The sequence below is a fragment of the Candidatus Parcubacteria bacterium genome (assembly GCA_023131895.1).
In the GTDB taxonomy this organism is placed as follows: domain Bacteria; phylum Patescibacteriota; class Minisyncoccia; order Minisyncoccales; family JAGMDC01; genus JAGLYZ01.
On sequence record JAGLYZ010000002.1, the window covers coordinates 164,231 to 176,890 of the forward strand.

Here is a 12,660-nt window from a genome sequence, read left to right on the forward strand (position 1 = left end):
ATTATATTTTCTTAATTTGAAGAGAATCTAACTCCACAGGTGTATCCCTGCCAAACATATTCACTAAAACCTTAATTTTCCCTTTTTCTTGGTCAATCTCTGCAACCTTTCCGTCATAATCTTTAAAAAGACCATCTGTAATTTTTACAGTATCACCCACATTAACATCAATTTTATACTGCGGCTCTTCCACACCCATTCTCTTTTTTAAAACATCAATCTCGTTTTTAGAAACAGGAACTGGCGTGGTGCCAGCGCCTACAAAACCAGTAACATTCGGCGTATTTCTTACTACGTACCAAGAATCGTCTGTAACAATCATCTGCACTAAAACATACCCTGGGTAAATTTTTTCTTCTATTATTTTTCTTTTATTATTCTTAATTTTAATTTTTTTTTCTTTTGGCACTATAACATCAAAAATCTTGTCTTCCATGCCTAAAGACTCAATCCGCTGCTTCAAACTTTTAGCAACTGCATCTTCATAACCAGAATATGTATGCAGGACATACCAACTTTTCTCTTGAGAAATTTGTTGTTTTGGCATATTAAAGTAAGAATCTATTCAATAAATCACTAAATATAACATCTAATCCGCCTAAAAATATAGCTACAGCTATGGAAATACCAACAACAATCAAAGTATACCTTACTGTTTCTTTACGAGTAGGCCAATTAACTTTTTTCAATTCAAGCTTTGCTTCTTTAAGGAATGTAATGATTTGATTTGGAAGATTTTTTATATTCATAGTTTTTTAAAACAGCCCTAAAGGGCTTCATCTTTATCTTATGAAAAAATAGTTAAATGTCAAGGTTTTTTACTTTTTTCGCATGTGTTTGAATAAACTTCTTGCGAGGCAAAACCTCCTCACCCATTAGAGTATCAAAAATTCTATCTGCTTCTTTAGCGTTCTCAATATTAACTTTTAACAAAACCCTGTTTTTAGGATCCATAGTTGTCTCCCATAATTGATTTGGATTCATTTCTCCTAAACCTTTATAACGTTGAATGTTTACACCAGAAATTTTCTCTTCTTCAATAATCTCTTTTTGAGCTTTAATTTTAGTTTGAGTTTTAGCTTTTCTCTGCTTCTTCTTCTCTTCTTTTATTGAGCTTAAAATTTCAACTTTATCTGAATCAGTATAAGCATACTCAATCCTTGAACCTATTTGAATTTTATAAAGCGGAGGCTGGGCGATATAAAGATAGCCAGCTTCAATAATTGGTTTAAAATATCTAAAGAAAAGAGTTAAAAGCAATGTACGGATATGGTTTCCGTCAGAATCCGCATCGCACATTATTATTACCCTATGATATCTAATTTTCTCAAGATTAAAATCTTCAGCAATCGCAGTGCCTAAAGCAATAATTAATGATTTGATTTCTTTTGAATCCAAAATTTTATCTAAACGCGCCCTTTCGGTATTTAAAATTTTCCCTCTCAACGGCAAAATTGCTTGGAATCTCCTGTCTCTGCCTCCTTTCGCGCTTCCGCCGGCACTCTCACCTTCTACAATATAAAGCTCTGATTCTTCTGGATCCTTGGAAGAACAATCAGCTAACTTGCCAGGCAAAGCCAAACCGTCTAAAGCGCCTTTTCTTAAAACTGTCTGTCTGGCTGCTCTAGCTGCTTTTCTGGCTTTAGCAGATAAAAGGCAGCTTCCAATAATAGCCCTGGCGTCTTGAGGATTTCTTTCTAAAAAATCGGCTAATCCCTCTAAAACAACTGTTTCTACTGCTACTTTTGCTTCTGGATTTCCTAGCTTTGCTTTGGTTTGTCCCTCAAACTGCGGCTCTTTTATCTTTACAGAAACCACAGCTGTCAACCCTTCCCTTACATCCTCCCCGGAAAGATTGTCATCTCCCTCTTTAATTAAACTGTTTTTCCGAGCATAATCATTCAAGCCCCTTGTTAAAGCAGCTCTAAAACCAGTAAGATGGGTGCCGCCTTCTCCAGTATAAATGTTGTTGGTAAAACTCTCTTCGTATACCTCGTATTCCTGGGTATATTGGAAAGCAGTTTCTACTAAAATCTCGTCTTTTTCTCCTGAGACGTAAAAAATATTATCATTTTTTGGTTCTACTCCCCTAATTAAATGCTTAACATAAGCAGTTAATCCGCCTTCAAAATAAAAATTATAGATTTTTTTCTTTTCTTCTCTTTCATCTTTAATTTTTATTTTTATGCCTTTTGTTAGATATGCCTGCTGGCGCAAGTGATTTATTATTTTTTTTAAATCAAATGTAATGTCTTTGAAAATCTCTGGATCTGGCTCAAAAATGACTGTGGTCCCAGTGTGCCTGCATTTTCCATCTTTTTTGACTTTAGTAATTGGCTTGCCTTTAGAATATTCCTGCGTATACTTTATGCCATTTCGGCAAATCTCTGCTTTCATGGATTTAGAAAGAGCGCAGACGACTGATATTCCAACACCGTGAAGGCCTCCAGCTACTTGATATGCCTTGCCTCCAAACTTTGCTCCAGCATGTAGAGTAGTCATTACTGTTTCTAATGCTGATTTTTTTGTTTGTGGATGAATATCTACTGGAATGCCTCTGCCATTGTCTTTAGTTGAAACTTTGTTTCCAGGTGAAAGGATAATCTCTACTTCACTGCAAAAGCCAGCTATTGCTTCATCAATATTATTATCAACACATTCCCAAACCAAATGATGCAGTCCCTCAGAACCAGTTGAACCAATATACATTCCAGGCCTTCGCCTAACCGGCTCAAGACCCTCAAGTACATATATATCCTTCGCTCCGTAACTCTCCTTTGTTTTTTTTGTTTCTGTTTTTGTTTTTTTCATTTTCTTACTTCCCAAGTCGGGTTTTTTTCTAATGCTTTAATAATTCTATTATGAACCTCATCTATTTCTTTTGAAAGCAATGTCCTGTCTTTCGCCTGATAAATTATATGAAAAGCTAAATTCTTTTTGCCATCTGGAAGCTCTTTGCCTTCATACATATCAAACAAATCAACATCCCTTACTAAGGTTCCTCCAGAAGCATTTATTGTATTTAAAACATCCACTACCTTTACTTCTCTTGGCGCTAAAAGGGCTAAATCTCTTATAGCGCTTGGATAAGCAGAAATCGGCTGATATTCTTGTTCCTCTAAACAAAGCTTTTTTAATTTCTCAAAATCAATTTCAAAAGCGCAAACATTTTTCTTTATCTTAAAACTCTCCAAAATATTGGGAGAAATTTCTCCTAAAAATCCGATTTTTTCTCCGCTGATTTTGATTTCAGCGCATTTTTCCAAATGCCAAAGTTTAATATCCTCAAAAGATACTTTGTGTTCATTATACCAGATATCACTAATTCCTAATTTATTTAACAACAAGCCAATTATTCCTTTTAATTCATAAAACAATTCTTTTTTATCTTTTTTGATAATTATTCCAGAAAGCATTGTTCTTTCGTCTATCCCTCGTACTGAATCTTTTGTATGCCTCTTTCCGATTTCAAAAAGCTTCATCTCTTCATAATTTTTAATGTTGCTCTTAATGTTCTTTAACAAATTAATGAGCAATGTTGGCCTTAAATATTTCTGCTCAACACTCATTGGATTTTCTATTTCTACGAGAACAGTTCTCGTAGAGTTTATGAAAATCTCTTTGTCTTTTTCACTGATAAAGGAATAATTATAAACCTCTGTGAAGCAAAGCTCTTTTAAAATATTTTTAATAAAATTCTGCCAAAAGATATCTTCATTTTTTTCTGGGGGGATTAAACTGCTTAACGGTATTACTGGCTCAATCTTTTTATAACCGTAAATCCTGCCAATTTCTTCAATTAAATCCTCTGGAATAGAAATGTCTAATCTGAAGGTTGGAACTTCAACCATAACCCATCGAGAACCGTTCTCACTACATTGAAAATTTAAACTTTTGAGAATTCGTATTATTTCTTTTTGTGGAATCTTTGCTCCTAATAGCTTTTCAACATAATTTAAATCTAATTTAATTTTTTTAGGAAGAACTTTTTTGGGATAAAAATCTTTTAATCCTTTTGCCGCTTTCCCTTTTGCTATTCCTTGAATCAAATCTGCTGCTCTATTTATGGCTTCTTCAGTTAAATTTGGGTCAAGACCATGTTCAAAACGCCAAGAAGCATCTGTTTTTAGGGTTAATAATTTTGACGCCTTGCGGATAATCCTATGCTCAAAATTAGCTGATTCTAAAACTATTGTTTTTGTATTTTTATCAATTTCCGCTTTTTTCCCGCCCTTTATCCCAGCAATAGCCAACGGCTCTTTAGAATCCGCAATTATCAAAATATTATTATTTAAATCAAATTTTTGATTATCTAAAGTTGTGATTTTTTCTTCTTTTTTTGCTCTTCTAATAATGATTGTTTTGAATTTTGAATTTACACTTTCGATTTTTCCAAAATCAAAAGCATGCAGGGGCTGGCCAAGCTCTAACATAACATAATTAGCAATATCAACAATATTATTGATTGGCTGCAAGCCGCAGGCCTCTAATCTTTCCTTAATCCATTTAGGCGAATCCCCTACTTTAACATCAGTAATAACTCTGGCAGTATATCTTGGACAAGAATTTTTATCTTTAACTTCAATTTTTATAAAATCGTTGGATTTTAGTTTTTCATCCTCTTTAATAACCGAGAACGGTTCTCGGCAATTAAGATTAGCTATTGCTCCTATTTCTCTGGCAATTCCTAAATGAGAAAAACAATCACCTGCCCTATTAGGAGTAACATCAATATCTAAGAGCCAATCCTTGCCTTTCCTTGCCAAACTTTCCACTTCAAAGCTGTGCATAGTCAAAACCTCTGCCAATTTCTCTGGCTTAGGTAATTTTTCCTTGTCCGCCGAAGCTTTAGCGGAGGTCAGGTTGAAAAACGATTGTAACCAGTTGTAAGAAAATATCATAATTAAAATTGTTCTAAGAATCGCAAATCGCTTGAATAGAAAAGACGAATATCATTTATTTTATACTTCATCATTGCTAATCTGTCCAAACCTATTCCAAAGGCAAAACCCTGCCAGAATTTTGGATTTAATCCCACGGCTTTCAACACATTGGGATGAACCATGCCAGATCCTAATGTTTCTACCCAGCCAGTTTTTTTACAAACACTACATCCCTTACCCTGGCAATTAACACAGCTTATATCTATTTCAAAACTTGGTTCAGTAAAAGGAAAAAAGCTTGGTCTTAATCGTATTTTAATGTCTCTATTGAAAAATCTCTGAAAAAATTCTTTTGCTATTGCTTTAAAACTAGCCACTGAAACATCTTTACCAATCATCAATCCCTCTAATTGATAAAATTGAACATCATGGGAAGCATCAGTGGCTTCATGTCGGAAAACCCTGCCAGGAACAATAATTCTCAAAGGCGGCTGGTGTTTTTTCATATATCTAATTTGTACTGGCGATGTATGCGTTCTTAATAATAATTTTTTGTTTTCTGGCTTTAGCCATAAAGTATCCCAAGCGTCTCGAGCAGGATGGTCTTTTGGAATATTTAACGCGTCAAAATTATACCATTCTGTTTCTACTTCAGGACCCTCAATAACGGAAAAACCCATTTGCTGAAAAATTTCTTCAACTTTTCGCCTTACAATAGTAATAGGATGAAGATGACCAACTAATGGCTTTTTGCCTGGAACAGAAATATCAAAAATATCATGGAATTTATTTGCCAGCCAGTCAGCAGATTGAAACACATATTTTTTTTCTTTTATATCTATTTCTAATTCTTTCTTGATTTTATTAGCCAGCATTCCTGTTTCTTTTTTTTGTCTTTCAGGAAGATCTTTTAAAGAACGCAAAACCTGGGTAATTTCTCCTTTTTTACCCAGATATTTCTTATAAACATCATCTAATTCCTTTAAATTTTTAGACAAATCTATATCTTTTTTCGCCTCTTTTTTTATTGTTTTTATATCCATTATTATATTCATTTTAACTTATTTTAAACTTAAAATCAACTGTGGAAAACAAAAAAATACTGGATTATAAATCCAGCATATTCTTGCGGTCGCGATGGGATTTGAACCCACGATCTTCGCCGTGACAGGGCGACATGTTAACCGCTACACCACGCGACCGTAAAATTAAATTAGTACCGAGGGCGGGAGTTGAACCCACATTGGCCGCTTATGAGACGGTCTTAGACGCCGGTCTACTCCTCGGCACTTTAGGATTTCCATGCTCTATTAAATTTTCTTTCTTTTCTCTTCGCCATCCTTTAATTTGTCTTTCGCGTTTCAGTGCTTCCTTTTTATTAAAATATCTCTCATAATATACAAGTTTATCTACCTTGAATAATTTTGTATATCTTCCCCCTCGTCCTTCTTTATGCTCTTGAAATCGTCTTTTGATGTCAGGAGTTACGCCAATATAAAAACTTCTATCTTTACACTGAATAATATAAACAAACTACTTTTTAATATTTGCTTGCACTGAGCGAAGCGGAGACAGAAAAATAAAATGTCCTTCGGCTCGCCACTCATTTATATTCGGGGCTTGCTCAGGACACTTCTCCTCCGCTTCGCGTAGTCGAAGTGTTGCGGCGCCAGGAATTGCACCTGGGTCCCAAGCTTATGAGGCTTGTAAGATACTACTTCTCCACGCCGCTATAATAAAAACAAAATCTATTATAAATTTTACCTTGTTTTCATTTTAAAGTCAATGACTAATGATCACAAAATCCCCAAATCAGAAAGCGCTTTTTTATAAATTTCTAATATTCTTTCTGCCTCTTCAAACTCTACTTTATAATTAGGATTATAAACAATGCTGTTTCTAATCTTATGCGCTTCTAAAATTTCTTCTTTATTAGAAATAACAACTGGGCTTACTTTATCTATTTTATCTTCAAATTTTTCTCCTTTATATCCCACTTCTTCTAAAATATCATCTAATGTTGTATCTGCTTCAATGATAGCCAGTTTATACTCTGGCTCTTCGCGGGTTTTTAATTTTTTAGAAATTCTCTGCCAGGATTTAGTAAATTTTTTAGCTCCATAAGGTCTAAAAGTAAAGAAATGAACAGTATCCTCTAAAAAAGCATATTTTTTCCAATTAGTTCTAAGAAAAAGAATGATGATAATAATAACAAAGAAAAAAGAAAAAAGAAAAAAGCCATTTCGAAAAACAAGTAGTGTTTCTCTTGATTCAGCTGAAGTCAAGTATGAAATTATATTATAAATATCATTCATAGTTTTCTAATGCCTTGCCTGTCTCTAAAATTTTTTCTTCTTCAAAGCTGTTGCCAATAATCTGCAAGCCGACTGGCAATCTGCCAGCCATACCGCATGGCAAAGACAAAGCAGGCAAGCCAGCTAAATTGACTGAAATGGTAAAAATATCAGAAAGATACATTTGTAAAGGGTCATCAATTTTTTCGCCTATTTTAAAAGCCGTAGTAGGAGAAACCGGAGTTAAAAGAATATCAGTTTTTTTAAAAGCATTATCAAAATCCTGTTTAATTAAAGTTCTAACTTTTTGAGCTTTTAAGTAATAAGCATCATAATAACCAGCAGATAAAGTATATGTTCCAAGCATTATTCTTCTTTTTACTTCATCTCCAAAACCATGGCTCCTGCTTCTTAGGTAAACGTCTATTAAGTTCTGGATTTTCGAATTTGCGGAGAAGCCGTACTTTATTCCATCAAAACGAGCCAGATTAGCGCTTGCTTCTGAATTGCTGATAATATAATAAACAGCTAAAGCATGCTTCGTATTAGGCAGAGATATTTCCACAATCTTGGCACCCATGTCTTCGTATTTTTTAATTGCTTTTTTAATTATTTTTTCAACTTCTGGATCCATTCCCTTTATAAAATACTCCTTTGGCACACCAATTTTTAAGTCTTTTAAAGACTTAGTCACTAAGTGACTTAATGACTTAGTTTCTATGCTTGTGCTATCCATCTCATCCCAACCCTTGATAACATCAAAAACTATCTGGGCGTCCTCTACTGTTCTGGCGAGCGGTCCAATTTGGTCCAAGGAAGAAGCAAAAGCAATCAGGCCATAACGGGATACAGCTCCATAAGTCGGTTTTAAACCAACTACTCCGCAAAATGATGCAGGCAAGCGGATAGATCCGCCAGTATCAGAGCCCAAAGCGTAACCGCATAGCTCAGCTGCTGCTGCAGCAGCTGAACCGCCGGAAGAACCGCCCGTGACCCTCTTTAAATCACAAGGATTTTTCGTCGCTCCAAAAGCAGAATTTTCACAGGAAGAACCCATAGCAAACTCATCTAAATTTGTTTTTCCTAAAATCACTGCTCCTGATTCTTTTAGCCTTCTTATTACTGTAGCATCATAACAAGCGATATAATCTTCTAAAATCTTTGAAGCAGCTGTACATTTAATATCCTCTATCATTATATTATCTTTAACAGCGCAAGGAATTCCAGCTAATAAACCTATTTTTTCTTTTCTTGAAATTTTCTTATCTATTTCTTTAGCTTGAGAAAGAGCTAAATTATTACAAACTGTTAAAAAAGAATTGATTTTTTTATCTTGTTTTTTTATTTTATCTAAATAGACCTTAGCTAATTCTAATGCTGAAAATTCTTTTTTAATCAATCTTTGATGCGTTTCTTTAATGTTAAAAGAAGTTATATCCATAGTATAAATTTACAACACGCTTTTTACTTTTAGGTATCTTTCTTTTTTCTTTGGCATTGCCTTTAATAATTTATCATTTTTTTCTTTTGGCTGTTTTTCAGCCAAATCCTCTCTCATTACATTCTCAATTGAAAAAGAATAACTGAAAGACGCAACTTTCTCAACATCTATTTTTTTTAATAAATCAAAGTAATCCAAAATAGAAGAAAGCTCCTTCTCCATTTTTTTTATTTCTTTCGTGTTCAAACTCAACCGAGCAAGTTTTGCAATGTGTTTTACTTCTTTCTCAGAAATCATAAATTCATTTTAATATTCTGAATTTAAATTATGTTAATATGTTTGAATGATTTTTATTTCGGCGGTTCCATTTCTTCTGTTTCTATTAAAACCTCTTGTAGTTCATCTAATTTTTCTAAAACCATTCCTGCCCCCCGAGCCACTGCTGTTAAAGGGTCATCAATAATTTTAGCCGGAATTTTGGTCTCTTTGGTAATAAGAGTGTCTAAATCTCTAAGCAATGAACCTCCTCCAGCAAGATATATTCCTTTTGACATAACATCGGCTAAAAGTTCTGGCGGTGTTTCCTCTACAGTAGCCTTTATCTCATCTACAATTTGTTTTACTGATTTCTCCAATGCTTTGCGAACATCCTCGTCAGAAACAGTAATCTCTTCAGGCAAGCCAGTGACTAAATTTCTTCCCCTCATCGGCATTTCTTTTTTTTCTTTTGAAGGATAAGCAGAACCAATGCCAATTTTAATTTCTTCTGCTGTTCTTTCTCCGATTAATAATTTATATTCCTCTTGGGCATAATAAATTATGTCCTCATTAAGTTTATCGCCAGCTATTCTCAAACTTTTAGCTATGACCATTCCTCCTAAAGAGATGACTGCTATTTCGGTTGTTCCGCCACCAATATCAACAATAAAATTTCCTCCTGCCTCCTGGACCGCCAATCTTGCTCCAATAGCAGCTGCCATTGGCTGTTCAATTAAATAAACTTTTCTCGCTCCAGCTGATTTCGCAGCATCTTGGACAGCTTTCTTTTCTACTTCAGTAACACCGCATGGAATACCAATAATTATTCTTGGCTGAGCAATAAAACTAATCCTGCTTTTACTAACCTTTTCAAGAAAGTACTTCAGCATTTGTTCCGTTACTTCAAAATCAGAAATTACTCCTTTTACTAAAGGTCTGCTTGCTATAATATAAGCAGGAGTTCTGCCTACCATTTTTTTTGCTTCATCTCCAATAGCTAGAATCTGACCAGTTTTCTGGTTTAAAGCGACAACTGAAGGTTCAGAGATAACAATTCCTTGGCCCCTTACATAAACTAAAGAATTAGCAGTCCCAAGGTCAATAGCAATATCCTGAGATAAATATGAAAATATTTTATTGAACACCAAAATAAGTTAAAAGTATAAAGTTAGAAGTTAAAAGTTATGAATAATTTAATTAAAAAAACTTTTAACTTAAAACTTTAACTTTTCATTTTTCACTTTTAATTTTTAACTCTGAAAAAATATTCTTGATTTTTATTAATCGTATTTGTTTCTCATTTCGTTTTTTAAATTCTACACAGTCACTTTTAAGGGTTCGTTCGCTTATCACAATTCTTATTGGTATTCCAATTAAATCAGCATCAGCGAATTTTTCGCCAGCAGATTTATTTTGCCTGTCATCATATAATACTTCAATTCCTTTGCCTTGTCCGCCGAAGCCTTTGGCGAAGGCGGATAAATTTTTATATATCTTCTCTGACGCTGCGAGGACAGACCTCGTAGTATCTGACAATGATATCAAATGGATATCAAACGGCGCTACCTCTTTAGGCCAGATAATTCCATTTTTATCATTATAAATTTCTACTATTGTCCCCATTAAACGACTAAGACCAATACCATAACATCCCATTATTACTAATCTCTTAGTACTATTTTTGTCAATAAATTTAAAATCAAACGGCTCAGTATACCTTGTGCCTAATTTAAAAATATTGCCTACTTCTATAGCTTTTTCTTTTTTGAATTTACTTTTTCCGCAATCTGGACATTTTGAATAATCTTTTTTAATTTCCTGGTTAATAGCTAAACCGCAGTTTTGGCAAATATAAATAATATCTTCACCAGCTGAAGTTATGGTCTGGAACTCATGGGAAAATTTAGAAAAAGTGCTACCTGAAGCCAATGTTAAATAAGTTTTATTTTCTAAACCCACTCTTCTTAAAATTTTAAAATAGAGCTTTTTTACTTTTTCATAATATCCATCTAAATCTTTTTCATCTCTGTGAAAAGAATAAAGGTCTTTCATGTGAAATTCTCTGGTCCTTAAAATGCCTGATTTTGCTCTAATTTCATCTCTGAATTTTGCTTGAATCTGATAAACATAACAAGGCAAATCCTTATAAGAAGAAACGTATTTCTGGACTAAAGGTACTACTACTTCTTCATGAGTTGAACCTAATCCATATTCTTGATCACTTTTCCCCTTAATCTTGAAAAGTTCTTTAAAACTTTTCCATCTGCCTGTTCGGTGCCAATTTTCTTTTGGAATAAGAACTGGCATTAAAATCCTTTTGCCGTCTATTTCTTCTATTTCTTCAGAAATTATTTTTTCAATTTTTTCTAAAACCCGGAAGCCTAAAGGCAAGAAAGTGTATACACCGGCACTTAGTTTATCAATAAAGCCAGCTCTAATTAAAAACTGAACGCTAATGCTTTTTTCATCTTTAGGCGCTTCTCTTAATGTTTTAGTAAAAAGTTGCGATTGCCTCATTCTCTTATGGTATCCCAAAAAGCAAAAATAATCAACAAAAAACCGAGAACGGTTCTCGGTGAAAATCATTCTTAATTATTGAACCTCATTTAATAAAAAATCTTTGGACATCATTGATAGTGACAACAATCATTAGAAGAATTAATAAGGCAAAGAAAAAAATAGTCAGTTTTTCTTCTATTTTTTGAGGAAATGGTTTTCTAGTGATTGCTTCAATTCCTAAAAAAACTAGTTTTCCGCCATCCAAAGCTGGAATGGGCAGGATATTAAATAAAGCCAAAGCTAAAGAAATCACAGCTAAAAGAGTTATAACAGCAGTAATACCTGCCTCTATGGTTAGTTCAGTAAAATGCAAAATACCAACTGGACCTGCCACTGAAGAACTTAATGGTTTAATATCTTTTTGCTGAAAAGATATTTTTATAATATGGCCAAGACCAAAAAAAGAATAATGCAGAATATTAAAAGAATGTAAAAATCCTGAAGAGGATTTTTCTAATAAGCTAGGATAGCTTATTTCAGCAATATTGCCTAAAGCGACGCCTAAAGCGCCTTCTCCTGCAGGCGGATCAATACGGGGAACTACAGTTATATTTTTTGTTTTTTGAGTAGAAAAATTTTCTAAATACAGGCTTATTTCCTTGCCTTTGTTCTCTTCTATAAACTTTATAAATTCTTTTGAATTTTCAAATTGCATTCGATTGGCTTCAATTATAATATCCCCTGCTTCAATGCCTTGTTCTTCTGCTGGTGAGTTTTGGGCAATATCTCCGATGATGACAAAATTCTCTTGTTTGCCAAAAGGAAACTCATAATCAAAAATTAAGGACTGATGAGATTGAAACCCGCTAAATCCTAATAAAAAGTAAAAAATAATCGCTGCCAAAAGCACATTCATTGCTACTCCGCCAATAGTTATCAAAGCCCTTATTCTAATTGGCTTACTGGAAAAACTTTTGGGGTCTTTAATTTTTTGGGTATCTATCTCGCCATAAATTTTATTAAAACCGCCAAAAGGAATAGCACCGATTGCATAAAGGGTATCACCTTTTTTCTTTTGCCATATCCTTGGGGGAAAACCAATACAAAATTCTTCCACCTTTACCCCAGTAGCTTTAGCACAAATAAAATGGCCCAACTCATGGACAAATATTAGAAAACTTAGTATTAAAATGAAAACAATAACAGCAAAAATCATAAAAGTTCTAAAATGTCTAATATCTAATTAACTTATTTTTATTTAATAATTATTGCGAAGAAAACAGAT

Annotated in this window: 11 protein-coding genes, 3 tRNA genes and 1 pseudogene; all 15 read right to left on the minus strand. The window is 33.8% G+C overall.

Going from position 1 to position 12,660, the window contains the following annotated elements; all coding sequences use genetic code 11:
- Position 1: 1 nt before the first annotated feature.
- The 15 genes and pseudogenes from nusG to KAT95_01665 all read right to left on the minus strand — a co-directional run bounded on the left by nusG (position 2) and on the right by KAT95_01665 (position 12,591).
- Entirely contained in the window at positions 2-547 is a 546-nt protein-coding gene (gene nusG / locus KAT95_01595) for a transcription termination/antitermination protein NusG (protein ID MCK4520544.1), read from the minus strand.
- A gap of 1 nt (position 548) precedes the next feature.
- On the minus strand, positions 549-749 hold the full coding sequence (gene secE / locus KAT95_01600; GenBank protein ID MCK4520545.1) for a preprotein translocase subunit SecE: 201 nt from the start codon (positions 747-749) through the stop codon (positions 549-551).
- Between the two features lie 52 nt (positions 750-801).
- Complete coding sequence (gyrB, locus tag KAT95_01605) at positions 802-2,811, minus strand: DNA topoisomerase (ATP-hydrolyzing) subunit B (GenBank protein MCK4520546.1); 2,010 nt, start codon at positions 2,809-2,811, stop codon at positions 802-804.
- Positions 2,808-4,901 carry a phenylalanine--tRNA ligase subunit beta gene (locus KAT95_01610; GenBank protein MCK4520547.1) on the minus strand — a complete coding sequence of 698 codons (2,094 nt, stop codon included), beginning with the start codon at positions 4,899-4,901 and terminating at the stop codon, positions 2,808-2,810. Before KAT95_01610 ends, gyrB begins: the two co-directional genes overlap by 4 nt.
- Positions 4,902-4,903: 2 nt before the next feature.
- Positions 4,904-5,938 (minus strand): phenylalanine--tRNA ligase subunit alpha, encoded by a 1,035-nt coding sequence (pheS, locus tag KAT95_01615; GenBank protein MCK4520548.1) that lies wholly within the window; start codon positions 5,936-5,938, stop codon positions 4,904-4,906.
- Positions 5,939-6,012: 74 nt separating this feature from the next.
- A tRNA-Asp gene (locus KAT95_01620) sits at positions 6,013-6,085 on the minus strand.
- A 15-nt stretch (positions 6,086-6,100) separates the two neighbouring features.
- A tRNA-OTHER gene (locus KAT95_01625) sits at positions 6,101-6,171 on the minus strand.
- Positions 6,135-6,428 (minus strand): annotated as a pseudogene (locus KAT95_01630) (GIY-YIG nuclease family protein). Before KAT95_01630 ends, KAT95_01625 begins: the two are co-directional and overlap by 37 nt.
- Positions 6,429-6,544: 116 nt before the next feature.
- Positions 6,545-6,615, minus strand: a tRNA-Met gene (locus KAT95_01635).
- 64 nt (positions 6,616-6,679) lie between these two features.
- Complete coding sequence (locus tag KAT95_01640; GenBank protein ID MCK4520549.1) at positions 6,680-7,198, minus strand: hypothetical protein; 519 nt, start codon at positions 7,196-7,198, stop codon at positions 6,680-6,682.
- On the minus strand, positions 7,191-8,618 hold the full coding sequence (gene gatA, locus KAT95_01645) for an Asp-tRNA(Asn)/Glu-tRNA(Gln) amidotransferase subunit GatA (protein MCK4520550.1): 1,428 nt from the start codon (positions 8,616-8,618) through the stop codon (positions 7,191-7,193). Before gatA ends, KAT95_01640 begins: the two co-directional genes overlap by 8 nt.
- Before the next feature lie 9 nt (positions 8,619-8,627).
- Positions 8,628-8,915, minus strand: a complete 288-nt coding sequence (gene gatC / locus KAT95_01650) for an Asp-tRNA(Asn)/Glu-tRNA(Gln) amidotransferase subunit GatC (GenBank protein ID MCK4520551.1) — start codon at positions 8,913-8,915, stop codon at positions 8,628-8,630.
- A gap of 53 nt (positions 8,916-8,968) precedes the next feature.
- On the minus strand, positions 8,969-10,009 hold the full coding sequence (locus KAT95_01655) for a rod shape-determining protein (GenBank protein ID MCK4520552.1): 1,041 nt from the start codon (positions 10,007-10,009) through the stop codon (positions 8,969-8,971).
- Positions 10,010-10,106: 97 nt separating this feature from the next.
- Positions 10,107-11,393, minus strand: coding sequence for a prolyl-tRNA synthetase (locus tag KAT95_01660; GenBank protein MCK4520553.1), 1,287 nt, complete (start codon positions 11,391-11,393; stop codon positions 10,107-10,109).
- Positions 11,394-11,478: 85 nt separating this feature from the next.
- Positions 11,479-12,591 (minus strand): site-2 protease family protein, encoded by a 1,113-nt coding sequence (locus KAT95_01665; protein ID MCK4520554.1) that lies wholly within the window; start codon positions 12,589-12,591, stop codon positions 11,479-11,481.
- Positions 12,592-12,660: the final 69 nt, after the last annotated feature.